A 24306-nucleotide genomic window follows, 5' to 3' on the forward strand; every position below is an offset into this window, starting at 1 on the left:
CTGTCATGGAAGGCGGTGGCTCGACCATGCCGCCACGGATTTCGGCCTTCAATGGAGCGGCCTACATCCGCTCCTTGATGCCAGAGCCGACGAGCCACCAGTTCACCGGGTAGATGGTCAGGAAGCCCGCGACCATAGCGACCTGCATCGCGAACCAGAACTCGACCGAATTCACCGATGCCCGCTGTCCGGCCAAGTGCGGGTAGAGCCAGAACTGCACCAGCGCCATGAGGCCGTACATGCCGACTTGCCAGGCGATCAGCGACGCGGTGTCCGCCTTCACTGCCGCCACGACCCCGTGCCCCGGCGAGAGGCCGCGCATCGGCACGATGGCGTAATACTGGAACACGATGCCGAGCGCGCAGGCGAAAACGAAGTCCAGCACCCAGACGGCGTGCCGGTCATGTTCGGCGGCTTCTCGCCCCGCTCCTTGGCGTGGTGGTGCGCTTCCATGGTCGCAAGCCGCCCGTAGCGGAAGTACGCCCAGACCACGACGAGCGTCCCGAACAGCGCGCTGACCGGCCAGACCACGTTCATCACGGCCATGTGCTGCGGATGGCGAATCACCTGCACGGACAGCAGCAGCGAGCAGGCGGCCCCAGGAGCAGCGCGCCGATCGCGAGGGCATGCAGCCAAGTTGGAAACATGGTCACCCCTAGCGAGCGGCGGACGGGTCGAGCTTTGCCGCGCGAAGGCGCAGGGCGTTGCCGATCACGCTGACCGAAGACAGCGCCATGGCGGCCGCCGCGATGACCGGCGAGAGCAGGATGCCGAGGAACGGGTAGAGGATGCCCGCCGCCACCGGCACGCCGGCCGCGTTGTAGATGAAGGCGAAGAACAGATTCTGGCGGATGTTGCCCATCACGGCCCGTGACAGCCGCCGGGCCCGCACGATCCCGAGGAGGTCGCCCTTTAGCAGCGTCAGGCCCGCGCTCTCGATCGCCACGTCCGTGCCAGTGCCCATGGCGATACCGACGTCCGCGGCCGCGAGCGCCGGGGCGTCGTTGACGCCGTCGCCGGCCATCGCGACCACTTGCCCGAACGCCTTGTGGCGCTCGACCAAGGCGGCCTTCTGGTCGGGCAGTACCTCCGCCTCGACTTCTTCGATGCCGAGCCGGCTCGCCACCGCCACGGCCGTCGTGCGATTGTCGCCGGTCAGCATCACCACCCGGATGCCCTCGGCCCGGAGCGCAGCCAGCGCCTCCGCCGTCGTCGCCTTCACTGGGTCGGCGATGGCGATGACCCCGGCCGCCCGGCCGTCGACGCCCGCGAAGATCGCGGTGGCGCCGTCGCGGCGGAGTTCTTCGGCCTCGGCCGCGTGGGTCGAGACGTCGACCCCCTGCTCGCCCATGAAAGCGGCGTTGCCCAGCGCGACGCGCCGGCCCTCGACCGTGCCGAGAGCGCCCTTCCCTGTCGGGCTGTCGAAGTCCGCGACGGGGGCGGTCGCGATCCCGCGCTTCCCGGCTGCCGCCACGATGGCGAGGGCGAGCGGATGCTCGCTTGCGCGCTCGACGCTTGCCGCGAGGCGCAGCACCGCGTCCTCGTCGAAGCCTTCGGCCGCCACCACCCGCGTCACCGCCGGCCTGCCCTCGGTCAGCGTGCCGGTCTTGTCGACCACGAGGGTCGTGACCCGCTCCATCCGCTCCAGCGCCTCGGCGTTCTTGACGAGGACGCCGGCCCCGGCGCCCCTGCCGACGCCGACCATGATCGACATCGGCGTGGCGAGCCCGAGCGCGCACGGGCAGGCGATGATCAGGACCGCCACAGCCGCCAGCAGGGCGAAGGTGAAGCGCGGCTCCGGCCCGAAGACCATCCAGGCGAGGAAGGCGAGCACCGCCACGCCGATGACCGCCGGCACGAACCAGCCCGCCACGTGGTCGGCGAGGCGCTGGATGGGCGCGCGCGAGCGTTGGGCCTCGGCCACCATCTGGACGATTCGGGCCAGCATGGTGTCCCGGCCGACCTTCGTCGCCTCGACGACCAGCGATCCGGACTGGTTGAGGCTGCCGCCGATGACGGAGGCGCCGGCCTTCTTGGCGACGGGCATGGATTCACCCGTCACCAAGCTCTCATCGATCGAACTGCGACCCTCCACGACCGTGCCGTCGACCGGAACCTTCTCGCCGGGGCGCACCCGCAGGCGGTCGCCGACGGCGATGGCGTCGAGTTGTACCTCCTCGTCCGTGCCGTCGGGCCGGACGCGTCGCGCCGTCTTCGGCGCGAGGTCGAGCAGCGCCCGCAGGGCGCCGCCGGTGCTCTCGCGTGCGCGGAGCTCCAGGACCTGCCCGAGGAGCACGAGCACGGTGATGACGGCGGCCGCCTCGAAATAGGCCGGCACCGCCCCGCCATGCCCGCGCAGCGCCTCGGGAAACAGACCGGGGGCCAGCGTCGCCACCACGCTGTAGAGGTAGGCCGCGCCCGTCCCGAGTGCGATCAAGGTGAACATGTTCAGGTTGCGGGACAGCACTGAGTGCCACGCCCGGACGAAGAACGGCCAGCCGGCCCAGAGCACGACCGGGGTAGCGAGCACGAGCTGGATCCAGTTGGAGGTCTGCTGGCCGAGACGCTCCGTCAGGCCGAACAGGTGGCCGCCCATCTCCAGCACGAACACCGGAACGGTCAGGATCAGCCCGACCCAGAACCGGCGCGTCATGTCGACGAGTTCCTCGCTCGGGCCATCGTCCGCGCCGACCATCGCCGGCTCAAGCGCCATCCCGCAGATCGGGCATGCCCCGGGCCCGACCTGCCTGACCTCCAGATGCATGGGGCAGGTGTAGATCGTGCCCTCGGGCACCGGTTCGGTCTTCGTCGCCGCTTGGGCGGGGTCGACGAAGCGAACCGGGTCGGCCTCGAACTTGGTCCGGCAGCCGTTGGAGCAGAAGTAGTAGGAATGTCCATCATGCTCGGCCCGGTGCTCCGTCGCGTGCGGATCGACCATCATCCCGCAGACCGGGTCCTTCACGCGGTAGGCGCCCGCGTCGTCTGCCACCATGCCGGCATGGTCGTGCGCGTGAGACGCGGCGTGTCCGGGGTGGCCGTGCCCGTGCACCCCGGAGCGGGCGTGGCCCGCCGTGGCGGAATGCGTTTCCGACGAGTTGTTCATGGCGGATCCCTTCACGCGACTTCGGTGTCCGTGGCCCGCGCCTTCCTACGCAGGACGAGCCACGGACAGGCGGTGTTTCCAGGGTTACTGCTTGCCTTCCTTCCGGGCATTCCTGTCGAGCCAGGCGGTGAGCTCCTTGATGCTCTTCTCCTGCTCCTGGATGCTCTTCTTGGCGATCTTCTTCGCCTCGGGATTGTCGCCGTTCTTCAGCCCGACCTGGGCCATGGCGATGGCACCCATGTGGTGCGGGATCATCGCGCAGATCCAGGCGACGTCGGGGTCCGCGGCCATCATGCCCTGCATCATCGGGCCGTTCATCTGCATCATGGCGTGCTGCAGGCCCTTCTGGGCGTCGGTCGCTTGGCCGGACATGCTCTGCATCGCTATCGACATGTTGTTCTGCATGTCCTTCATCGATGCTTCCTTTCCGGCCGACGCCGCCTTGCAGGCCGCGGGCAGCTTGAACGAGGAGGCCTGCATGGAGCCGTGATCGTGGGAGCCATGGTCGTGGTCCGCGGCGAGGGCCACGCCCGCGCCGGCCAGTGCCAGGGTCACTGCGAACGTCAGGGTACGGACGCGCATATCGATCTCCTTTGATGGATAAGTCGGGACGGCCGGCTCGGCCGCCCCGCAGGTCTCAGCCGCCATCCTTCGGCGGCTCCCGGCGCAGCGACGGCGCCAACAGGCCGACGCGGCGGCAAAGAGGTTCGGTATGGAAAAGAGCCTCGGGTCGGGAGGTCCGGGCGCGGTCCACGCTGGCGGGCGCACCTCGGGCGTCGCGCGCCTCAGCCGCGCGTCATCTCACGCGAGGGTTCGTGGCGGTTTGCGCAGCGACTCGGGACTGATGCCCGCGCAACCGGGTGTGTCGTGCGGGATCAGCACAGCCGCGCGGAATACCGGGGCGGCCAGGGATGCGGCTCCGGCGACGATGCCGACCGTGCCACAGACCATGGCTCCGCAGCAGCCGCGCTTACAGGCGCCGGGGCAGCAGCCGCGGTCAGCACCGACCGGCCGCCGCCTGGAGGCGGGGCGTTGCCAGAAGCTTCACCGGCATCTCTGCGATGCGCGACGACGCGACGGGACCTAGGTTCGCTTTGGTAGCGGACGCAGTAGGGACCACCGATACCGCGCGCTTGTGGCCGGCGCAGTGGACGTGCCCCTCGTGCGCCTCGACGGCGAACGGCGCGACGAAGGCGATGATAGCGAGGACCATCACCGCCATCGAACGCACGATGTGCCGGTCGAAATCCATGCCGGTCGCTGATCTCGATCCCGAATGCCGGGACGGCGCCGCCCTTGGCACGTGAATGCGCGCAGCTGGGTTTGGTTGCCCCCGCTCGTTTCACGTCGTCGTGCCGAGCGGCTCGGCCGGATAGCCTGCGGCGGCGATGGCCTGGGCGATGCGGTCCGACGAGCCGGCGGCCTCCGACACCTTTACGAGCTTGGCTCCGAGTGGACTTGTTCCGCTTGCTCGGGCGCCGGAGTGACGTTGAGGCGGGCCGCGGCATAGATGACGTTCAGCTCCGTGGGCAGGGCTACGAGCGCGACCAGCGAGCCGACGCGGCAATCGCGATACCCGGTGCCTGGCTCCTGGACCTGCAAGCCGGATGCTCCGCCGCCGGGGCGGCCGGCACCTCGGCCGACAAGTGGGCCGCAGGTCGCGTCGGGGCCGCCGTCGACCAGCAAGACCGCGTGGAGCGACGGGTCGACGATGAACCCAGTTCCAGCCTGTCGTGGTCCCGGACGACCGCCCGCGGGATTCCTTCGGGACATGACCTTCCATCCGCGGCGGGCGCGGTGCAGGCTGGAGGGGATGGTCCCGGGAGAAACGCATGAACGAGGTCGACGAGCGCCGGCTCGCCGCCATCCTGGTCGCCGATGTCGTCGGTTATAGCCGCCTCATGGGCGCCGACGAAGCGGGGACGCTGCGCCGGCTCAGGGGCCTGCGTCGGGAACTGCTCGATCCGCGCATCGAGGCGGCCCGGGGCCGCGTCGTGAAGTCGACCGGCGACGGCCTGATCGCCGAGTTCCCCAGCCCGGTCCGGGCCGTGTCCTGCGCCGTCGCGATCCAGCGGGCGATGCTGACGCGTGAAGCCGGCGTGTCCGACGACCACGCGTTCAGGCTGCGCATCGGCATCAACGTCGGCGACGTCGTCGCCGAGCCGGACGGCGACCTCTACGGCGACGGCGTCAACGTGGCGGCTCGGCTCGAACCCTTGGCGGAGCCGGGCGGGATCTGCATCTCGCACACGGTCCACGATCAGGTACGGGACAAGCTCGGCTACCCATTCGAGGATCGGGGCAAGCAGGCGTTGAAGAACATCGCCCGGCCGGTCGGCGTGTTCGCGCTGGCCGCCGCGGCCATACTGTCGATGCCGGCCGAGGATGACGGCGAGACCGAACCTGCGGTCCGGGTCTGGCCCGCGGCGCGCCGGTTGTCGAGACGTCCTGCGCTCGCCGGCGGGCTGCTCATCCTCGCCGCCCTCGGCGGCCTCGGGCTTTGGTCCTGGATGACGCCACGCGAGACGGAACAGAGCCCGCCGACGGCCCTTGCCGATGGTCGTGTCGGCGCGGATTGGCTGCCGGCCGCGGAAATCCGCCAGAGGCTTTTGGACACGGGCTACACGTCGGTCACGGAGCTCAAACCCGATGACGGGCTGTGGGACGGCAAGGGGATCAAAAACGGCATGGAGGTGAGGTTCCACGTCGATCCGCGGACGGGGGCGATGCTGTCCGAGCGGGCGGACGACTGAGACGCTCCAGTCCGGTCGCGGCGCCGCTCCGGTCCCAGGGATGGCTCTCAGCTACCCGTCGCCGGCGGGAGCGGCGCCCCGTAGCGGAACGTCGAGGTGCCCCCGGACCGCTCGGTGAATGCACCCTCCCCATGGTCGGCCCGCGCCGTCGTCACGGTGCCATGCAAGATGCCAGCGCCGGTGCAGTCGACGCTCACCGGCACGGGCGCATGCTTGAGATCTAACGTGAAGCTGCCGCTGCACGCGACGTACCCCGTCGCGTCGCGCGCGAAGAAGCTGACCCTTAGGAGACGGACCGACGCGTGGCCGGTCAGGACGCTGCCGTCGATGCGTTGAATCCGGAAAGGCAGTGAGTCGAAGCCGAGCGTGCTGCCGCCATCGTCCGAGCCAAGTTGGATACCCGGTAGCGTTCCTCCCCCACATCCCGATAGGAACGGCAGCAGGATGCTTGCGCAGCCGAGGAGCGCGCACCGCCTCGTCGAAACCCCGTTCGCCATACCGCCCCCTCCACGTACGCTCGGCGCATGGGCCCGCGCATCGCCTGCGCCACTTGACGGTCCGGGATTGAGGCGTCGCTCGTCGCCGGTGCCTTCCGCGTCTCTCGGCGGTCACCGTACGTCCTCAAGCGGCTAAAGGGTCAAGAGACAGTGGCGCCCGCCGACCGGAGCCGTAACGCATAGCGGATGCTGTCATGCGTTACGTGTTCCCCGAGGAGTCGCGTACCTGAAACGCCGCGACCGGGGGCCGACGCCGTCCGGGCCGTCCCCTTCCCTGTAAAGAACAAGCGCCGAAGGGCAGGCCGGACAGTCACGGGGGCGAGATGCCGAAATCACGAACGCGACGGAAGACCTGCCGCCATGACGAATTCGCAATGCCTCGCTTGATATCCCGTGGCGGAACAGGACACTCCCCAGCCGGGGCCGCCTCGTGGGATGCGCCTCCCACGAGGGTAAGGCCGAGGATGCTCAGGATCCTCGACCGGGCGGCCGATGCCCCGAACGCGCGAAATTTCGACTTGTACAGGGGACCTCCACTCACGCATAAGGGCGGCATGACGGTAGGGCGGTGGCACTGGGGCGTCGGCGCGCCGCGAGGCTGGTGGGCAACTGCCGCGCGCCTGCTCGCGTTCGTGCTGGCGCTGACGCTTGCGGCACCCGATCTTGGCCTCGCCGCCGACATGACCGGCGCCCAGGTTCGGCATGCTTCGATTTTGGACGCTCCGGCCTTGACCATCGACGCAGAGCATCCCGTCTCGGGATCCTCTGAACTCGGCCTCGCCTGCCATGTGCATTGTGGCTGCCATCCGGTCATACGGACCGAGGGTGGCGCCGTCATGACATGTCCCGACATCGGCCGCCGCGTCGCGTCCGTGGTCGCTGGGCCGCTGGCGCCCGTATGGCCCGACCGCCTGTCGAGGCCGCCTCGCGTGTGAGGTGAGCGCGCCCCGAGCGGCGTGCGCGCCCAGCCGAACGCTGGGCACCCGGAACCCCTTACGTCAAATCTAGGAGCCGACGCTCGCCGCAATCCGGGCGACGCGCGGCGTCCCGGTCGAGTCCGGCTTCATGCGCATTCTCCTGTCCGCGGCCCTCCTGGTCGCCGGCATCGCCATCGGCGGTGCCGTTCCCGGCGTGTCCTCACGCATCCACGAAACCCTTGACGCCGTGGGCGCCCGGAACATCCCGTTCCTGCAAGCAGCCCCTGGGATGGCCTCCGCGCCGGCGAGAGACGAGAAGCCGCGCGAGGACGCCGAAGCGCATGGGTCGGAGCCGGCACCGCCGGAACCGAACGGTGCCGGCGAGGCGCATGTCCCGGAAGGCATCGTCAGGATGCGGCCCGAGCAGGTCGCCGCGCAGGATATCAAGGTCGTGAAGGTCGAGGGCGGCACGCTCGCCAGGCACCTTCTAGTGCCCGGCACCATCACGCCCAACACCGACCGGGTCGCCCGCGTCCCGGCCCGGGTCGTCGGCACGGTGGCCGAGTTGCGCAAGCGCCTCGGCGACGACGTCCAGAAGGGCGAGACCGTCGCCGTGCTGGACAGCCGCGAGGTCGCCGACGCCAAGAGCGAGTACCTGACCGCCCTGGTCCAAGCCGAACTTCAAAAGATCAATTACGAGCGCCAGCAAAAGCTGCTCGCGTCTCAGGCCGCGTCCGAAGCCGCGTTCCAGAACGCCCGTGCGACCTTCCTGGAGAACCAGCTGCGCGTCGACCTCGCCCGCCAGAAGCTGTCCGCGCTGGGGCTCAACGCCGCCGAGGTCGCGGCTGCCCAGAAGCGCGACGAGGCCACCCCGAACCGGTCGAGCCTGCGCCTGTTCGAGTTGCGCTCGCCCCTCTCCGGACGCATCGTCGAGCGCAAGGTGGACGTAGGCACCAAGGTCGGCGGCGAGAGTGATCCCGCCGACCTCTACACGGTGGCCGACCTCTCGTCCGTGTGGATCGAACTCTCCGTATCCACCCTGGACCTGGCCAATGTTCGGGATGGCGCGCGTGTCGCGGTCTCCCTGGGTCAGGCGGGCGGCGACCGCCACGGGGAGGGCAAGGTCGTCTTCGTCAGCCCGCTCCTCAACCAGGAGACGCGCTCGGCCCGGGTGATCGTCGCCCTGCCGAACCCGGACCTCGCGTGGCGGCCCGGCACCTTCGTCACCGCCGAGGTGGAGATCGCCCGGGACGCGGTCACCGTGCGCATCCCCAAGGCCGCCGTGCAGACCGTCGAGGGCAAGCGCGTGGTTTTCGTGCGCACCGAGGCGGGCTTCGAGAAGCGCGAGGTCGAGCTCGGGCACTCCGACGACGAGGCCTTCGAGGTCACGGCGGGTCTGAAGGCCGGCGAGGAGATCGCGGCCGGCAACTCATTCCTGCTGAAGGCCGAGCTCGGCAAGGCCGAAGCCGGCGACAACGACTGAGGGGCACGCCGACCATGATCAGCCGCATCCTCGACGTCTCGATCCGCCAGCGCTGGCTGGTGCTGCTCCTGTCGCTGCTCGCCGCCGGCTTCGGCGGCTATGCGTTGACGAGGCTGCCCATCGACGCGGTGCCCGACATCACCAACAACCAGGTGCAGATCAACACGGTCGCGCCCGCGCTCTCGCCCTTCGACATCGAGCGGCAGGTGACCTACCCGGTCGAGACCGCGCTCGCCGGGATCAAGGGCCTCGAATACACCCGCTCGCTCTCGCGCAACGGCTTCTCGCAGGTCACCGCGGTCTTCAGCGACAACGTCGACCTCTATTTCGCCCGCCAACAGGTGGTGGAGCGCCTGAGCGAGGCCCGCGAGGCGCTGCCCTCCGAGGTCGAACCGCACATGGGGCCCATCACCACGGGCCTGGGTGAGATCTACATGTGGACGGTCCGGTACGCCGCGTCCGCGGAACGCAAGATCGCGGCCCCCGGAAAGCCGGGCTGGCAGCCCGACGGCACCTACCTGACCCCCGAGGGCCAACGGCTGACGAACGATCTCGAACGGGCCGCCTACCTGAGGACCATCCAGGACTGGATCATCCGGCCCCAGGTGAGGACCGTGGCGGGCGTGGCCGGCGTCGACGGGATCGGCGGCTACGAGAAGCAGTACCACGTCCAGCCGGACCCCACGAAGCTGACCGCCCTCGACCTCTCCTTCGCGGACGTCGCCCGGGCGCTCCAGGCCAACAATGCCAACCAGGGCGCCCGCTACCTGGAGGATAACGGCGAGGGCTACGTCGTCAGGTCCTCGGGTCGCCTGGAGAGCATGGACGAGATCGGCAACGTCGTCGTCACGACCCGCGGCGGCGTACCCGTTCGGATCAAGGAAATCGCCGAGGTGCGCATCGGGCGCGACCTGCGCACCGGCTCGGCCAGCGAGAACGGGCAGGAGGCGGTCGTCGGGACCGCCCTGATGCTGATCGGCGAGAACAGCCGCACGGTGGCGGCCGCCGTCGACGCCCGCATGGCGCAGATCCGGCGCGCCCTGCCGCCGGGCGTCGAGGTCCAGACGGTCCTCGACCGGACGCAGCTCGTCGAGGCCACGATCCGCACGGTCGGCCGGAACCTCGCGGAGGGCGCGGCCCTCGTGATCGTCATCCTGTTCCTGCTCCTCGGCAACATCCGAGCGGCGCTGATCGCCGCGCTGGTCATCCCGGTCGCCATGCTGATGACCGTGACCGGCATGGTCGAGGGAAAGATCTCGGCCAACCTGATGAGCCTCGGGGCGCTTGATTTCGGGCTCATCGTCGACGGGGCGGTGATCATCACCGAGAACGCGCTGCGCCACCTCGCCGAGCGGCAGCACGCAATCGGGCGGCCCCTCGCGCTGGAGGAGCGCCTGGAGACGGTTCGCGCATCCGCCGAGGAGATGATCAAGCCGTCCCTCTACGGGCAGGCGATCATCATCCTGGTCTACGTCCCGCTCCTGACCTTCACGGGGGTCGAGGGCAAGATGTTCCAGCCGATGGCCCTGACCGTCATCCTCGCGCTGGCCTCGGCCTTCGTGCTGTCGCTGACCTTCGTGCCGGCCCTGATCGCCATCATGATCACCGGCCGCGTCACCGAGGAGGACAACCTCATCATCCGGGCTCTGAAGGCGGCGTATCGGCCGGTCCTCGCCGTAGCTGTCCGGGCGCCGTTCGCCTTCATCGGCGCCGCCCTGCTGCTGCTGGCGGGAGCCGGTCTGCTTGCCGCGAGGCTCGGGACCGAGTTCATCCCGACCCTGGACGAGAAGAGCATCGCGATGAACGCGCTGCGCATCCCCTCGACCTCGCTGAGCCAGTCGCAGGCGATGCAGCTCAGGATCGAGCAGGCCGTCTCGAAGTTTCCGCAGGTCGCCTACGTGTTCTCGAAGACCGGCACCGCCGAGGTCGCCACCGACCCGATGCCGCAGAACTCCTCCGACACGTTCGTGATGCTCAAGCCGCAGGCGGAATGGCCGGATCCGGAGCTGCCCAAGGCCGAGTTGCAGGAACAGATCGAGAAGGCCGTGGGTGAGCTCGCCGGCAATACTTACGAGTTCTCCCAGCCGATCCAGCTGCGCTTCAACGAGCTGCTGGCCGGGACCCGCGGCGACCTCGCCGTAAAGGTGTTCGGCGACGAGTTCGGGGCGATGAAGCAGGCCGCCAACCGAATTGCCGAGATCCTGCGGGACACGCGCGGCGCGGAGGACGTCAAGGTCGAGCAGACCGCCGGACTTCCGATCCTTGAGATCAAGATCGACAAGGCCGAGGCCGCGCGCCTGGGGCTGAGCACCGGGGCGATCCAGGAGGTCATCGGGGCCGCCATCGGCGGCAAGGATGCGGGCGTCGTCTTCGAGGGCGACCGGCGCTTCCCCATCGTGGTGCGCCTGACCGACAAGGTCCGCGAGGACCGGGAGGCCCTGGAGAACATCCCGGTGTCCCTGCCCCCCGGGCCGAACGGCCGCGCCGCCTCCGTGCTCCTGAAGCAGGTGGCGAGCTTCACCGTGACCGAGGGACCGAACCAGGTCAGCCGCGAGAACGGCCGGCGGCGCGTCGTCGTCACCGCCAACGTGCGCGGCCGCGACATCGGCTCGCTCGTCGCCGAGGCCCAGGCCAGGGTGGCCAGCCAGGTACAACTGCCGCCAGGCTACTACCTGACCTGGGGAGGTCAGTTCGAGAACCTCGCCTCGGCCCGCCAGCGCCTGACCGTGGTGGTGCCGGTGTGCTTCTTCCTGATCTTCCTGCTGCTCTACTCGGCCCTGGGGAGCGCTCGGGACGCGCTCCTCGTGTTCAGCGCCGTGCCGCTGGCGCTCACCGGCGGCATCGCGGCCCTGTGTCTGCGGGGCATGCCGCTGTCGGTGCCGGCCGCGGTCGGGTTCATCGCGCTGTCGGGGGTCGCGGTGCTGAACGGCCTCGTGATGCTGACCTTCATCAAGCAGCTCGTGGCCGAGGGACGCATGAAGCGGGAAGCCATCCTGGAGGGAGCCATGACCCGGCTCCGGCCCGTGGCGATGACGGCGCTCGTCGCGTCGCTCGGCTTCGTGCCGATGGCGCTGGCGACCGGCACCGGCGCCGAGGTGCAGCGGCCTCTCGCCACCGTGGTGATCGGCGGCCTGATCAGCGCGACCCTGCTGACCTTGATCGTGCTGCCGGCCCTCTACGCCCGGTTCGGCAAGGCGGTCGTGCCGAAGGCCGCCCGTAGGGGTGCGGGGGCGCCCGCACCCCACCTCAAGGCGGCGGAGTAGGCGGGATGCGCGCCCTGGCGGCAGGGATGGCGGCGTTGTCGGTCCTCGCCCTGACGCGCGCGGCGCCCGGTGGGGACGCCGCGGCCGGCGAGGCGCCGTTCGGCCTCGCCTGGGGGCCGGTCCAGACCGCTCCGAAGCCGGCGCTTGTCGACCGGGAGGCGAACCTGACCGCCCTGCACTACCCGCGCGGACACGGGCCGGCCGTCGGGGCGGGGACCGCCGAGGTGGTCCTGGTGGTCTGTCGCGAGGAAGGCCTGCAGGAGGTGGTCTGGATCGGCCTGCCGCTATCCGGGGAGGCCCTCGCCCGGGCACGCCGGGCCATCCACGACGAGGGTGTTCGACGCTACGGCGAGCCGGACGCGGGAGGCACCCCCGATTCCGAGACCTGGCCCGGCGGCCGGGCGCTCCTCGCGAGCCGGCGGGCCGCGGACGGTGGGCGCGCGCTGGTCATGACCGCGTTCGGTCCCGGTTTCGGGACGTGCTCCGGGACCCACCGCGCCGAGACCGGGCACCCGGCCGGCGCGCACGTGGCCGACCTGATCGATGCCGGCGACCCTTGATGAGGCTCTCCGGTAGACATCCCGGCCGGTACGGCAGGCGCGGGCGCGGATCGCTCGAAGACGGAAGCCCATCCGACGTCGCCCGGGCGACGAGCATGGCCGGCGTCGGCCTCGCGGCGTTCCGGTACGGCACGGCGGGGCGAAGCGACGAGGCCGGGATGAAGCCTCCTGCGGAGAGGAACCGCGTGCAGGGTCGGACGGTCAGGGCCGGCGTGGTCGATAGCGGGGGATCCCTCGCGCGCCGGACGCCCGCACCGGCCGCCCCGGCCAGCCCCGCGGCGGCCGGAACGCCTCGGTCCATGGCCGCGCCCTCGATCGGGCTTTGGCGGCCTTGGGACCGGGGCACCGACGGCGCCTGGCGCCGTGCATTGGCGTGCCTGCTCGCCTTCGCCCTGATCATAGCCCTCGTGGATCCGGCCCCGGCATCGCCCCGGGTCGGACCGGACCACGGGAATGGGCTCGGCACGGCGTCCCTGTTCGAGCCGGATGCGACCGTGTCGGCCGCGGACGACCGCTCGGACCGAGGGCCCCCTGGATCGGCCCGGTGCAACGGTTGCTGCCCCTGCCATGCGGCCATTCGACCCGACGGCGGCGTCGCGGTGCCTGCGCGCGTCGCGCGGGTCCTGGAATTCCCGCTTTCCGGCGACGGCTTCCGGTCCCGGAAGGCCGCGCCGCCCCACGAGCCGCCACGCGCCTGACCGCTCGGCTGCCGCGAGCCGCGGCGGCGCACCGGGTCGAAGAGCCCCGTCCCGTGACCCGGATGTGAGTGCGCTCGCCTGGCGTGAGCGCGCGGCCCGTCGCCATGACGGAGCCGCAGGTCGGAACCGCCTACGAGATCGGGTGGAGCGATGCGCGTTCCCAGTCCCCCCTTGACCAACCCCGCACGGCCGACCGCCGACCCGGGGGCCGACGGCTTCCGGCGAGCCCGATCACGCCCGTCGGACGTCCCGGGCCCCTCGGTGCGAGGGAGCCCACAGCCGTCGGGCGGCTCGAAAGCGGACCGCCCGCCCCGAGCGAAGCCCGGGCCATGTCGGCTCGGTCGGCGCACCCTCGCCGCGGCGCTCGCGGCCCTCGCGGCGGGCGCGGTCGGCAGCCCGCGGGCCGAGACGCTGGAGGGCTCGCTGGCGCGCGCCTACCGCGCGAACCCGGAGCTGAACGCGACGCGAGCGTCCTTGCGGGCGACGGACGAGGAGGTCGCGCTGGCACGGGCCGGCTACCGCCCGACCGTCGCCGCGGACGCGGACGCCGGGGTACGGAACGTGCAGGGGGCCGCAGGCGGCGAGCGCCTGGCGCGAACCTCGTTCCCGCGCGGTGCGGGGCTGACCGTCGAACAGACCCTGTTCAACGGCTTCCAGACGGACAACGACACCCGTCGCGCGGAATCGAACGTGCTCGGCCAGCGCGAGGCCTTGCGCTTCGCCGAGAACACGCTCCTGTTCAACGCCGCGCAGGCCTACATGGATGTCCTGCGCGACACCGCGGCCGTGGAGCTCAACCGCAACAACATCGCGGTCCTGGAGGAGCAGCGCCGCCAGACGACCCTCCGATTCCGGCTCGGCGAGTTGACCCGGACGGATGCCGCGCAGGCTGACGCCCGCTTGGCCGGAGCCCGCTCGCAGCTGAGCGCGGCGGAGGCGCAGCTCCGCGCCCGCACCGGCGTCTTCCGTCAGGTCATCGGCGTGGACCCGCGCCGGCTCGCCCCCGGGCGCCCGCTCGACCGCATGGTACCGCCACGTCTCGACCTCGCGCTCGGCATGGGTCTGGCCGAACATCCACGGATCCTCTCCGCGCTCCACGCGGTCGATGCCGCGGAGGCGCAGGCGAAGGTCGTCGAGGGGCGGCTCTACCCGCGCGCCGGCGCCTCGGGCGTCGTTCAGAGGCGCCGCGACGAGGAGGAGCCGGGGGACGATGTCCTCGCGGCCGGGTTCGTCGGGCAGGTGACGGTTCCCATCTACGAGGGCGGGCAGGTCTACGCGCAGGTCCGGCAGGCCAAGGAGCAGGTCGCGCAGGCGCGCATCGAGGCGGAGCAGGTGCGCGACGCCGTCCGCGCCGGCATCGTCGCCGCCTGGGCGCAGCTTGAGGCCTCGAAGGCGCAGGTCGCCGCCTCGCAGGCCCAGGTCCAGGCCAACGAGGTGGCGCTGGCTGGCGTTCGGGAGGAGGCGCGCGCCGGCCAGCGCACCACCCTCGACGTCCTGAACGCGCAGCAGGAACTGCTCAACGCCCGGGTTGGCCTGGTCGTGGCGCAGCGCGACCGCGTCGTGTTCTCCTACGGCGTGGTCCAAGCGCTCGGCCGCCTCACCGCGCGCCTCGCCGAGCTGCCCGTGGCCCCCTACGGCGCCAAGGCCCACTACGACCAGGTCAAGGATCTCTGGGCCGGCCTGCGTACGCCCGACGGCCGCTGACGCCCGCCCTGCGGGACGCCGCCCGGGGTCGCCCGCGGCCCGGCCACCCTGCGCCAACCCGGCTTCCAGCCCGCCGACACGGAACGGCGCGGGAAGCCCCGAGGCCCTCACGAGAGAGGGCCGGACACCATGTCGGAGCCCTTCTTGGTCACGCTCTCCTCGATCCATACCCTGGCCCATCGGATGGCGTGGGTCGATTACCCCGGCAGCCACTGGTGGGTCGACCTCCTGGCCCTGCTCGCCTTCGTGGTCGCGCCGGCCTGGACGGGATGGCTGACGATCCGGCTCGGCCTGCGATGGCTGGGACCGGGAAGACGTCGACGGCTCCACCCGGTTGCCGTTCCGTCGCGCGAGCCCCGTGCCGGATCGGTGCCGCCGAGGCCGGGCGGCGCCTGCGATGGCCCCCATGGCTGGTGCCTGGAGCGTTTCGTCGTCCGTGCGACGCTGCGATTCCAGCTGCGTCTCGTGCTGCTCTCGCTGCTGACGCTGCCCGCGGCGTGGCTCCTCCTCGAAATCCCCAAGCACATCATCAATCGCGCCATCACCGACGCCGATGGGGACGGGCATCCGGAGATGGTCGTCCTCGGCTTCACCCTGAGCCAGGTGGAGCTGCTGTTCGCCCTGTGCGGGAGCTACTTGGCCGTGCTCACGCTCGGCGGGCTCGCCAAGTATGCGGTCAACCGGTCGCGCGGGCGCGTCAACGAGCGTCTCGTGCGCCGCCTGCGCCTCGCCATCCTCCGTCGCGCGCACGACGAGCCCTCGCCCGACCGACGGGCGGCGCTGGCGGCCGTGGCCATGCAGGAAGTCGAGCCGATCGGCTATTTCGGCGGGAGCCTCGTCGTCGTGCCGCTCGTGCAGGGCGGCACGCTCGCGACCAGCATCGTCTTCCTGCTCCTCCAGAACGCCGCCCTGGCGCTGGCGGCGCTGATGATGCTGCCGGTCCAGCTCACGCTGCTGCCGCCCCTTCAGCGGCGCCTGAACGCGAAGGTGCGCGAACGGGTCCACGCGACGCGGGCCCTGGGTGGCCTCCTGACCGCGGCGCCGTCCGGTCGGAAGGCCACGCCGCCTCGCGACGGGGCCGCACGGACGCCGGACCGGTCGCGGCAGATGCGCCTGGCCGAGGACCTTGAGCGCGTGCGCGTCGAGATCAACGACCTCAAGGGCCGTCTCAAAGGCCTGTACAACTACACCTCCAACCTGACGCCGTTCTTCTTCTTCGCGATCGGCGGCTACCTGGTCGTGCAGGAGCGCCTCTCGCTCGGCGCGCTCGTCGCCGCGCTGGCGGCCTACAGGGAGATCGCGCCGGCGATGCGCGAGGTGTTCGATTTCGTCCAGAGCTGGTCCGACGCGAAGGCGCGGTTCGAGGAGGTCACGGCGGCGCTCCGCCCCGCTCCGCCCGGCCATGCGCCCCGGTAGGCCCGAGCGGCCAGGCGTTCAATCCGGTCGCTCCGGCCGGCCCGGCGCGCCCGCTGCGGGCGGCAGGAAGGCGACGCGCAGGAGGTCGACGAGGTGGCGGCGGTTCACGAGGAACAGGATGGCGGCGAGCCCGAGATAGACCCAGGCGAGCGCGGCCAGCGTCGCCACGGTGCCCGCCGCGTCGTCCCGGTAGGCGAAGGCCAGTCCCACCTGCAGGCCGAAGAGGCTCGCCAGGGCGAATGCCGAGACGAGGCCGAGACGTAGCCGCAGCAGCAGGCCCAAAGCGAACAGCGACTGCGCGGCGGTGAGGAAGAACTCCTCCGCCTGGCGGGCGTCGAGCGGCAGGTTCGCCAGCGAGCCCGCGCCGGCGCTCATCGCGAGCGGCAGCATGCCGACCAGCAGCGTCCACTGGCTGATCTTGTCGCTGACCAGGGCGCCGAGCCCGTTCGCGGCCCGGCCCGCCAGCACGAATAGGACCGCGACGGTCATGGCCGGGGCTTCGCTCGCCAGCGGCGCGAGCCACTGGATGAGGAGGAACTCGTCGAGGCCGAGGACCCGGCCGGCGCCGACCAGCGCCTCGGCGAACGGCTCGGCCGAGGCCAGGATGACCCCGCAGGCGGCCAACGTCAGGGCCGCCGTCGCGGCCCACCACCCCGCAACGGGCAAAGCGTTCAGGGCGGCGGCAGGGCCGGGCTCCTCGTCCTGACCCTCGTCCTCGGGCGCGCCGCGGGTGCGCCAGACGTAAGCGCCGAAGAACGCCGCCAGGACCACGAAATCGAGCGGCCCGATGCCGTCCTTGAGCACGATGACGAAGGCGTACAGGCTTGCCAGGAGCAGGAAGGCGACCCTCGACCGCGTTGGCTCGGGTCAATTCCACCGCGCGGCCGCCGCCCCGAGCCCAATGGATGGCGACCAGAAGCGGCCAGGCCAAGCCGACGAGCAGCCGGTTGGCCCCCGTCATGTTGGCTGCGGCGTAGTGCACGTACCCCGACCCCGGCCCCACCTTGCCGGCCTGGTAGGCGTAGTAGAGGTCGACCGCATATTCGGGCAGCACGGTCACGAGGGCGACGACCGCGATGATCAGCCCCTGCGAGACGTGCCGCTCAGCGGCTTCCGCCCCCCAGGACAGGAGGAAGCCGGCCGCGAGGATGGCGGTCCCGAAAGCCGCCGTCTCGCCGATGGGCCCGACCTGCAGGCCGGTCAGCCGCAAGGTCAGGGCCGGCGTCGCCGCCGCTACCGCGAGCGCAACGAGCATCAGGAAGCGTCCCACTCCGTCCCTCCTCGTCACACGCGCACGCCGCGGCCGCCGGGCGCGGGCGGTCCTCGTCGGCGGGCCCCGCCGGCGGGCGGGCCCATGGCCGCGACAGGATGCCCGAACCTCGCCGGGCGCCCCGCCCGACGTGTCCGGCGACCGCGGCCGATCCCGCCGCCATCACGCCGGGGGCGCCCACCCGAGGCGAGCGGCCGGTCGGAGGGTGCTCGGCCCGGCCCTCCGAAAGGGCCGGTGCGGCCGCGCCGAACGGCTGGCGTGATCCGAGGATGCACCCGGTCCGCAGGGCGAGGCCGGCGGTTGCGGGCGAGGCGGCGACCGCCCGGATCGAGCCCCTCACGAGATCTCCCCCGCGGCGGCGGCGCGGCGCCGATCGGACGCGAGGAATCCGCCGAGGAACAGCAGGACCGCCCCGGCGGAGATCCAGACGTCGGCCAGGTTGAAGGTGAACCAGCGGATGCCGCCGGTGTGCAGGTCGAGGTAGTCCGTGACGACGCCGTCCATGAGCCGGTCGACGCAGTTGCCGGCGGCCCCGCCCGCCATCGCGGCGAGCCCGAGGCGTTCGAGCCCGCCGCCCGCGGCCAGGGCCCAGCCGGCCACGAGGCAGGTGAGCGTGCCCTGGATGGCGAGGAGCAGCGCCAGGGAGGACGGATCATGCGCCGGGAACAGGCTGAAGCTGATGCCGCGGTTGAACGACAGGCTCAGGTCGACGAAGGGCAGCGCGCCCCGGACGGCGCCTTCGTCCAGCCACGCCTCGGCCACGGCCTTCGCGCCGAGGTCGATGGCCGCGGCCGCCAACACCACCCCGGCCACGGTCCCGACCCGGCCGGCCCAACCCGGCTGGACCATGATCACGCCCTCAGCAGACGGAGCGCGTTGGCCGTCACCAGGACGGTCGCGCCGGTGTCTGCCAGTATGGCGGGCCAGAGGCCGGTGATGCCGGCGATGGTGGTCACCAGGAACACCGCCTTCAGGCCGAGGGCGATCGCGACGTTCTGGCGGATGTTGCCCAGGGTCGCCCGCGACAGGGAGACCAGCGCGGCCACGTCGCCCACCCGTTCGTTCAGCACCGCGGCATCCGCCGTCTCCAGGGCCGCGTCGGTGCCGCCGCCCATCGCGATGCCGACGCTGGCCGCGGCGAGGGCCGGCGCGTCGTTGATGCCGTCGCCGACCATCGCCACCGGAGCCGCCGCCTTCAGGGCCGCGATCTCGGCGAGCTTGTCGTGGGGCAGGAGCCCGGCCTTCACGTCGAGCCCGAGCTCGGACGCGACCGCCTCGCCCGTGCGCCGGTTGTCGCCGGTCAGCATCACGCTGCGCACGCCGAGCTTCCGCAGGGCCGAGATGCCGGCCGCCGCGTCGGCGCGGGGCTCGTCCCGGACCGCGATGGCGCCCAGGGCCTCGGCGCCGCGGACGACGATGACCACCGTCCTGCCGCCGGCTTCGAGGTCCGCGACCGCGCGCTCGGCCTCGGGGCCGAGCCGCGCGCTCTCGGCGGCGTGGCGCGGGGAGGCGACGAGCACCGTCTGCCCCATGACCGTGGCCTGAACCGCTTTGCCGGGGATGGCGCGGGCGTCCCGCGTCGGCCGCAGCGGCACCCCGTCCGCGCTCGCCCGGTCGAGGATGGCCCGGGCGATGGGGTGGCTGCTTCCGCTCTCGACCGCGGCGGCCAGCCCGAGAAGCGAGCGCTCCGACGCGTCCGGGGCGAAGACCAGGATGTCCGAGACCCGCGGACGTCCCGCGGTCAGCGTCCCGGTCTTGTCGAACGCGACCGTGCGCACCCGCCCGATGGCCTCCAGCGCGGCCCCGCCCTTCACGAGCAGCCCGCGCCGCGCACCGGCGGCCAGTCCCGAGGCGATGGCCGCCGGTGTCGAGAGCACCAGCGCGCAGGGGCAGGCGATGAGGAGGAGCGCCAGGCCTCGGTAGATCCAGGTGCCCCAGTCGGCGCCGAGCAGCGGCGGCACGACCGCGACCGCGGCCGCGAACGCGAACGCGACGGGCGTGTAGACCGCGCTGAACCGGTCGATGAAGCGCGCCGTGGGCGACTTCGACGCCTGCGCCTCCTCGACGAGGTGCAGGATGCGGGCGACCGTGTTGTCGGCCGCCGTCTTTGTCACCCGGACCTGTAGCGCGCCGTCGGCGTTGACGCTGCCGGCGTAGACCGGGTCGCCGACCTCCTTGGGCTTCGGGACCGACTCGCCGGTGATGGGGGACTCGTCGAGGCTCGACGCGCCGTCGGTGATCACCCCGTCGGCTGGCACGCGGTCGCCCGGCCTCACCACGACGACCTGACCGATGGCCAGCGACGCGGCGGGCACCTCCCGGATCGTGCCGTCGGCCTTGACGAGGCGGGCGGTCTTCGGCACCAGGGCCGCGAGCGCCTTGATGCCGGCCCGCGCCCGGCCCGCCGCCACGACCTCCAACATCTCGCCGACCGTGAAGAGCAGCACGACGATGGCGGCCTCCTCGGCGGCGTGGATGGCGAGCGCCCCCGCGGTCGCGACCGACATCAGCATCTCGATGGAGAAGGGCGTGCCGGCGAACGCCGCCACGGCCGCGCGGCGGCCGTAATAGGCGAGCCCGACGAGCGCGCCCGGCCAGTAGGCGTACTCGCCCGCCAGGCCCGGCGCGATCCGCTCGACCAGGAAGCCGGCGGCGAACAGGGCGCCGATCAGGATGCCCAGCAGCGCCTTGCGGCTCCGCCAGAGCGGTGGCTCGGGCTCCTCCGCGGTCTCGGCGGGCGGGGCGCCGCCCGAGGCTTGCGCCATGGCCAGGTCCGCGGCCGTGGGAAGGGGCGCGACGCCGTAGCCCAGGCGCTCGATGCGCCCTTCCAACTCGGCCCTCGGCGTCGCGGCCTCGTCGAGCGCGAGGTCGAGGACCTGGCTGCCGTAGTTCACGCGCACGTTCGCGACGCCCGGCAGCCGGGAGACGGCGGTCTCGATCTTCCCGGCGCAGGTCGGGCAGTCCATGCCTCTGACCCTGTAGCGCAGGGCCTCCGGGCCGTTCGTGGGGAAGGATGTGCGGTCCGCGCCGGCGGCCTGGTTCATGGTGCGCTCCGTTCGCCCGGCTCCTGGTCCGGACTGGGAAGGCCTCCTACATGCACCCTGTAGTCGCTACAGGGTCAAGGCCGTGCGCACCGCCTCTTCCATGACCATCGGCAGCCTCGCGGAGGCCACGCAGACCCGTGTCGAGACGGTCCGGTGGTACGAGAAGGTCGGTTTGCTGCCCCCGCCGGCGCGGTCGAGCGGGAACTACCGGCTCTACGGGCCCGAGCACCTGCGCCGGCTGAGCTTCATCCGCCGCGGTCGCGCCCTGGGCTTCACCGTGGACCAGATCCGGGACCTGCTCGCCCTGGCGGACGACCGGGAGCGCTCCTGCGGCGAGGTCGATACCATCGCCCGCGCCCATCTCGCCGACGTGGAGCGCAAGCTGGCCGACCTGACCCGGCTCGCCTCGGAACTCCGCGAGGTCATCGGCCAGTGCGGCTGCGGGTCGGTCGCCGACTGCCGCATCATCGAGGCCCTGTCGCCGTTGGGGGGACCCGCATGAGCGACCTGGGTCCGGGGTCGGCGAGCGACGTAAGGCGCCATCGGCACCCGGCTCTCGAACAGCCCCTTGGCCACGAACCCGCGGCGGCGACCGTCGCCGCGACCATCCGAGACCCGGGGATACCAGGCCGGCGGTCAAGGCGGGAAGGGCCGGCGCGGCCAGCCCACGAGGGAAAAAAGATAGTACCACGCGAGGCGAACTCAGAATAGAACGGCCTCGGAAACCAAGAAGCCCACAGGTTGGAACCTGTGGGCTTCACACGGGCCGGAGCCCATGGGTTGCTGACGGCGCACCGTTCAGCGTTGACGGATCGGATATGAGTGCATGGGGCTGGATAGTCAAGCGGAAAAATCCACGATCCGGGCCGCACTCTACATCGACGGTTTCAATTTATATCATTCGGTCAACGACTTAGGAGAGCCTTTCCTGAAGTGGTGCAACTTCCGGAAGCTGGGGGAGTCGATCATCCCGCGGCAGTCGGAGGAGCTCGTCCGCGTCGTGTTCTGCACGGCCTATTACCCGGGCGATCACAGCAAGAAAATCCGCCACGAACGCCTGGTCCGGGCGCTCAAGCTGGTCGGCGTCGAGACCGTCCTCGGCCACTTCAGCCATGAAGACGCCAAGTGCCGGGACTGTGGCTCCATTTGGCAGAAACCGACCGAGAAGGCCACGGACATCAATCTCGCGCTCAGCGTCTACGACGATGCCGTACAGGACGTTATGGATACTGCGTATCTCCTAACGGCCGATACCGACCAAGCGGCGACGGCCAAGCTGTTCGCCAAGCGCTTTCCCGGCAAGAAGCTCGTCAGCGTCAGCCCCCCGGGCCGGACCCACTCGCAGCACATCCTGTCGCACACCCCGCACAAGATCGCGCTCAACCGGGAGCATATCGAGAGGGCGCTGTTCCCGGGGCTCGTCACCGCGGAAGGGCAGGCCTCCGTCATGCGCCCGCACGAGTACGACCCGCCGGCCGGCTACGTGATGTGGGACGAGCGTCCGAAGCCCGCGCCCAAGTCGGGGGCGAAGGCGGCCGCGCCGGCGGCGATGCCCGAACGCTGAACCCGCCGCGGCCTCAGGACGGTTCCCCGCCCCGGTACCGCGCGGACGTCGACCGTCCGTCGTTCCCGAACGGGACGACGTCGTAGGTTTCGGGCTGCATGTCCTCGACCTCCATGCCGGGCGAACCGACCGGCATGCCCGGCACGGCCAGACCCGTTCCCTCGGGCCTCTCCGCGAGGAGCCGCTTGATCGCCCCGGCCGGGACGTGCCCCTCGATCACGTAGCCGCCGATCTGGGCGGTGTGGCAGGAGGCAAGCTCGCGAGACACACCCAGGCGGATCTTGAGCGGGTTCACCAGGCCATCGGTCACGGTGAAGCCGGTCCCGCGCAGGTGGATGACCCACCGCTCGCAGCAGCCGCAGCTCGGGTCCTTGGTCACCACCACCGGCAACAGGACATCGGCCGTTCGCCACCGTGACCGGCCAATCGCCGTTACGAGCACGGAGGCGCCGGTGCGTCGTTGATGCCGTCGCCGACCTTCGGCACGACCGCGCCGCCAGTCTGGAGCTGTCGCACGATCCGCTGCTTGTCCTCTGGCAGGAGCTAGGCTCGCGAACATCACTCACCAAGCGGCCGCTCAGGCCCTGCAGCAACGCGCCGGTTCATTCCGTGCCCGAGCTTCCTGAACGGGTGGAGGGTGTGTGAAAACGCAGGAGCGGTAGAAGAATCTTCCCGAGGACAACCTGAGCAGCGCCGAAATAGAGGCATAAACCGCGTCAAAACCTCCACGCGGCTGGGCCGATTATCTGTCGAATAGAAGATTGTTCTATAGTTTTGGCATGCGCTTTCGTTTTCACATAGGCTCGGTGGGCACGGGACATTGCCGTACGAGCAGTAGACGCAGCAGTCGCCCGACTTCGGACGCAGCAGGGTCCCGCACCCCGTGCATTCGTAGAAGAACTGGCAGGCATCGGTCGGCATCGTCTCCGATGCGGAACGCCCGCACTCCGGACAAGTCAGGGTCGAGACAAGTTTCATCGGACGCTCCGTAGCATCTTGATCAGGGCGGGCTCGAAGTAACCCCCGGCCGCAGCCGCGATGATGAGGATGGTAGCGAGGCTGAGGAGCACCGTCGCCGCTTGCGACCGACGTGGAGCCGTGCACGATCCGTCCGAGCCACAGGCGGCCTGTCGCCGACGCGCGTAGAGGACCCAGCCGACGACCACGGCGAGGAGGCTGGCGGCCATCAGCGGGATACGAAACGGGGCCAGCACGCCCAGCACGGTGAAGATCCCGGCACCGGCCCCGAGGCCATCCAGGACGATGGACAGCACGCAGCACGACGAGGCGACGAGGGCACCGACCCCCGTGATCGCGCCAAGAGCCGCCATGCCGCCGACGCCGACCGCCGCCGGTCCGTGATCGGAAAGTTCCGCAGGCGGGGCCTGTTCCAGGGCCATGTCTCGTCTCCACCATGATGTGGAGCTACCCTGCATTCTGTAGCTGCTACAGGATCAAGGGCTATCTTCATGGGTGCGAGCACGGGTGCACGAAGCGGAGCCCTCACCATCGATCAATTGTCGCGGCTGACCGGCGTCAACATCGAGAACATCCGGTATTTCGAGAGGACCGGCCTGCTCTCTGCTCCTCCGCGCACTGAAGGCGGGCATCGGTCCTACGACAGCGAGCACGTGCGCACCCTGGCCTTTAACCGGCGCGGGCGCGAACTCGGCTTCACCCCCGACGAGGTTCGGGCGCTTCTCGAACTGCGCCAGCCCGGCAAGGCGTCCTGCAGCGAGATGCAGAAGATCGCAGCGCACCACCTCGACCGGGTGCGCGCGAAGATCTCCGACCTGATCCGGCTCGAACGGCTCCTGTCCGGGACCATAGAACAGTGCTCGGGTGAAGCTGCTCCCGGATGCCAAGTGCTCGACATGATGGCCCTCAGCGGTTGAGCTTCAGAGCATGTACCCGATCCCTCCTTCTTTAGTCGATCCGATAGGAGTTACGCAGTAAAACGGCTGCGCTCGATGAGCCTGATGATGCTGGTGCCGACCCCATAGGCGGGAGGGGTCTGGGCGCCGCCCCTCCTTA

19 protein-coding genes and 3 pseudogenes are annotated in these 24306 nt (G+C 70.9%); 11 read left to right on the forward strand and 11 right to left on the reverse strand.

All coding sequences use genetic code 11. The annotated features are described in order from the left end of the window. Positions 1-61: 61 nt before the first annotated feature. The 4 genes and pseudogenes from ABC766_RS10150 to ABC766_RS10165 form a co-directional block, all read right to left on the reverse strand. Positions 62-647: pseudogene (locus ABC766_RS10150) on the reverse strand (DUF4396 domain-containing protein). Positions 648-655: 8 nt separating this feature from the next. Then, positions 656-3103 carry a heavy metal translocating P-type ATPase gene (locus tag ABC766_RS10155; RefSeq protein WP_345822110.1) on the reverse strand — a complete coding sequence of 816 codons (2448 nt, stop codon included), beginning with the start codon at positions 3101-3103 and terminating at the stop codon, positions 656-658. Positions 3104-3187: 84 nt separating this feature from the next. Beyond that, positions 3188-3685: a DUF305 domain-containing protein gene (locus tag ABC766_RS10160; protein ID WP_345822111.1), complete on the reverse strand. Its 498-nt coding sequence runs from the start codon at positions 3683-3685 to the stop codon at positions 3188-3190. Positions 3686-4100: 415 nt separating this feature from the next. Beyond that, entirely contained in the window at positions 4101-4355 is a 255-nt protein-coding gene (locus ABC766_RS10165; RefSeq protein WP_345822112.1) for a hypothetical protein, read from the reverse strand. A 580-nt stretch (positions 4356-4935) separates the two neighbouring features. Between ABC766_RS10165 and ABC766_RS10170 the strand changes: the two are divergent. Together ABC766_RS10170 and ABC766_RS10175 are read left to right on the forward strand one after the other, a co-directional pair. Then, positions 4936-5613, forward strand: a pseudogene (locus ABC766_RS10170) (adenylate/guanylate cyclase domain-containing protein); the annotation flags it as partial. Next, complete coding sequence (locus tag ABC766_RS10175; protein ID WP_345822718.1) at positions 5614-5856, forward strand: PepSY domain-containing protein; 243 nt, start codon at positions 5614-5616, stop codon at positions 5854-5856. 47 nt (positions 5857-5903) lie between these two features. Here the strand turns inward: ABC766_RS10175 and ABC766_RS10180 are convergent, their stop codons facing one another. After that, positions 5904-6353 (reverse strand): hypothetical protein, encoded by a 450-nt coding sequence (locus tag ABC766_RS10180; RefSeq protein ID WP_345822113.1) that lies wholly within the window; start codon positions 6351-6353, stop codon positions 5904-5906. 464 nt (positions 6354-6817) lie between these two features. Between ABC766_RS10180 and ABC766_RS10185 the strand changes: the two genes are divergently transcribed. The 6 genes from ABC766_RS10185 (at position 6818) to ABC766_RS10210 (ending at position 16394) form a co-directional block, all read left to right on the forward strand. Next, on the forward strand, positions 6818-7288 hold the full coding sequence (locus ABC766_RS10185) for a hypothetical protein (RefSeq protein WP_345822114.1): 471 nt from the start codon (positions 6818-6820) through the stop codon (positions 7286-7288). A 130-nt stretch (positions 7289-7418) separates the two neighbouring features. Further along, on the forward strand, positions 7419-8753 hold the full coding sequence (locus tag ABC766_RS10190; protein ID WP_345822115.1) for an efflux RND transporter periplasmic adaptor subunit: 1335 nt from the start codon (positions 7419-7421) through the stop codon (positions 8751-8753). Between the two features lie 14 nt (positions 8754-8767). Then, positions 8768-12016 (forward strand): CusA/CzcA family heavy metal efflux RND transporter, encoded by a 3249-nt coding sequence (locus ABC766_RS10195; RefSeq protein ID WP_345822116.1) that lies wholly within the window; start codon positions 8768-8770, stop codon positions 12014-12016. A gap of 5 nt (positions 12017-12021) precedes the next feature. Continuing rightward, on the forward strand, positions 12022-12576 hold the full coding sequence (locus ABC766_RS10200) for a threonyl-trna synthetase (protein WP_345822117.1): 555 nt from the start codon (positions 12022-12024) through the stop codon (positions 12574-12576). An 848-nt stretch (positions 12577-13424) separates the two neighbouring features. Further along, positions 13425-14978: a TolC family outer membrane protein gene (locus ABC766_RS10205; RefSeq protein WP_345822118.1), complete on the forward strand. Its 1554-nt coding sequence runs from the start codon at positions 13425-13427 to the stop codon at positions 14976-14978. A 129-nt stretch (positions 14979-15107) separates the two neighbouring features. Beyond that, the gene (locus ABC766_RS10210) at positions 15108-16394 is read left to right on the forward strand and encodes a multidrug ABC transporter ATPase (RefSeq protein WP_345822119.1); all 1287 of its coding nucleotides are present in this window, start codon (positions 15108-15110) and stop codon (positions 16392-16394) included. An 18-nt stretch (positions 16395-16412) separates the two neighbouring features. Here the strand turns inward: ABC766_RS10210 and ABC766_RS10215 are convergent, their stop codons facing one another. The 3 genes from ABC766_RS10215 to ABC766_RS10225 all read right to left on the reverse strand — a co-directional run bounded on the left by ABC766_RS10215 (position 16413) and on the right by ABC766_RS10225 (position 20708). Further along, positions 16413-17198: a hypothetical protein gene (locus ABC766_RS10215; protein WP_345822120.1), complete on the reverse strand. Its 786-nt coding sequence runs from the start codon at positions 17196-17198 to the stop codon at positions 16413-16415. Positions 17199-18000: 802 nt separating this feature from the next. Further along, a complete protein-coding gene (lspA, locus tag ABC766_RS10220) occupies positions 18001-18513 on the reverse strand; it encodes a signal peptidase II (RefSeq protein ID WP_345822121.1) in 513 nt (170 codons plus the stop codon). 2 nt (positions 18514-18515) lie between these two features. Further along, complete coding sequence (locus ABC766_RS10225) at positions 18516-20708, reverse strand: heavy metal translocating P-type ATPase (RefSeq protein WP_345822122.1); 2193 nt, start codon at positions 20706-20708, stop codon at positions 18516-18518. Positions 20709-20808: 100 nt separating this feature from the next. Here ABC766_RS10225 and ABC766_RS10230 point away from each other — a divergent pair, with 100 nt between their 5' ends. After that, entirely contained in the window at positions 20809-21210 is a 402-nt protein-coding gene (locus tag ABC766_RS10230; protein WP_345822720.1) for a helix-turn-helix domain-containing protein, read from the forward strand. A 324-nt stretch (positions 21211-21534) separates the two neighbouring features. Beyond that, positions 21535-22272 (forward strand): NYN domain-containing protein, encoded by a 738-nt coding sequence (locus ABC766_RS10235; RefSeq protein WP_345822123.1) that lies wholly within the window; start codon positions 21535-21537, stop codon positions 22270-22272. Positions 22273-22285: 13 nt separating this feature from the next. Here the strand turns inward: ABC766_RS10235 and ABC766_RS10240 are convergent, their stop codons facing one another. The 3 genes and pseudogenes from ABC766_RS10240 to ABC766_RS10250 form a co-directional block, all read right to left on the reverse strand. Next, positions 22286-22714 (reverse strand): DUF411 domain-containing protein, encoded by a 429-nt coding sequence (locus ABC766_RS10240; protein WP_345822124.1) that lies wholly within the window; start codon positions 22712-22714, stop codon positions 22286-22288. A gap of 362 nt (positions 22715-23076) precedes the next feature. Continuing rightward, positions 23077-23250, reverse strand: a pseudogene (locus ABC766_RS10245) (GDCCVxC domain-containing (seleno)protein); the annotation flags it as partial. Continuing rightward, positions 23247-23672, reverse strand: a complete 426-nt coding sequence (locus ABC766_RS10250) for a mercury transporter MerT (protein ID WP_345822125.1) — start codon at positions 23670-23672, stop codon at positions 23247-23249. The pseudogene ABC766_RS10245 and the gene ABC766_RS10250, both read right to left, overlap by 4 nt. A gap of 69 nt (positions 23673-23741) precedes the next feature. Between ABC766_RS10250 and ABC766_RS10255 the strand changes: the two genes are divergently transcribed. Continuing rightward, positions 23742-24167 (forward strand): helix-turn-helix domain-containing protein, encoded by a 426-nt coding sequence (locus tag ABC766_RS10255; protein WP_345822126.1) that lies wholly within the window; start codon positions 23742-23744, stop codon positions 24165-24167. Positions 24168-24306 lie beyond the last annotated feature (139 nt).

The sequence above is a fragment of the Methylobacterium fujisawaense genome (genome assembly GCF_039619325.1).
In the GTDB taxonomy this organism is placed as follows: domain Bacteria; phylum Pseudomonadota; class Alphaproteobacteria; order Rhizobiales; family Beijerinckiaceae; genus Methylobacterium; species Methylobacterium fujisawaense.

Bases quoted from the DNA above. Each gene is read 5' to 3' on its own strand.
- ABC766_RS10205 (WP_345822118.1), top strand. From the start codon at position 13,425: ATGCGCGTTCCCAGTCCCCCCTTGACCAACCCCGCACGGCCGACCGCC.
- ABC766_RS10190 (WP_345822115.1), top strand. From the start codon at position 7,419: ATGCGCATTCTCCTGTCCGCGGCCCTCCTGGTCGCCGGCATCGCCATC.
- ABC766_RS10160 (WP_345822111.1), bottom strand. From the start codon at position 3,685: ATGCGCGTCCGTACCCTGACGTTCGCAGTGACCCTGGCACTGGCCGGC.
- ABC766_RS10185 (WP_345822114.1), top strand. From the start codon at position 6,818: ATGCTCAGGATCCTCGACCGGGCGGCCGATGCCCCGAACGCGCGAAAT.
- ABC766_RS10225 (WP_345822122.1), bottom strand. From the start codon at position 20,708: ATGAACCAGGCCGCCGGCGCGGACCGCACATCCTTCCCCACGAACGGC.
- ABC766_RS10155 (WP_345822110.1), bottom strand. From the start codon at position 3,103: ATGAACAACTCGTCGGAAACGCATTCCGCCACGGCGGGCCACGCCCGC.
- ABC766_RS10210 (WP_345822119.1), top strand. From the start codon at position 15,108: ATGTCGGAGCCCTTCTTGGTCACGCTCTCCTCGATCCATACCCTGGCC.
- ABC766_RS10195 (WP_345822116.1), top strand. From the start codon at position 8,768: ATGATCAGCCGCATCCTCGACGTCTCGATCCGCCAGCGCTGGCTGGTG.
- ABC766_RS10175 (WP_345822718.1), top strand. From the start codon at position 5,614: ATGACGCCACGCGAGACGGAACAGAGCCCGCCGACGGCCCTTGCCGAT.
- ABC766_RS10250 (WP_345822125.1), bottom strand. From the start codon at position 23,672: ATGGCCCTGGAACAGGCCCCGCCTGCGGAACTTTCCGATCACGGACCG.
- ABC766_RS10200 (WP_345822117.1), top strand. From the start codon at position 12,022: ATGCGCGCCCTGGCGGCAGGGATGGCGGCGTTGTCGGTCCTCGCCCTG.
- ABC766_RS10165 (WP_345822112.1), bottom strand. From the start codon at position 4,355: ATGGATTTCGACCGGCACATCGTGCGTTCGATGGCGGTGATGGTCCTC.
- ABC766_RS10235 (WP_345822123.1), top strand. From the start codon at position 21,535: ATGGGGCTGGATAGTCAAGCGGAAAAATCCACGATCCGGGCCGCACTC.
- ABC766_RS10180 (WP_345822113.1), bottom strand. From the start codon at position 6,353: ATGGCGAACGGGGTTTCGACGAGGCGGTGCGCGCTCCTCGGCTGCGCA.
- ABC766_RS10255 (WP_345822126.1), top strand. From the start codon at position 23,742: ATGGGTGCGAGCACGGGTGCACGAAGCGGAGCCCTCACCATCGATCAA.
- ABC766_RS10230 (WP_345822720.1), top strand. From the start codon at position 20,809: ATGACCATCGGCAGCCTCGCGGAGGCCACGCAGACCCGTGTCGAGACG.
- lspA (WP_345822121.1), bottom strand. From the start codon at position 18,513: ATGGTCCAGCCGGGTTGGGCCGGCCGGGTCGGGACCGTGGCCGGGGTG.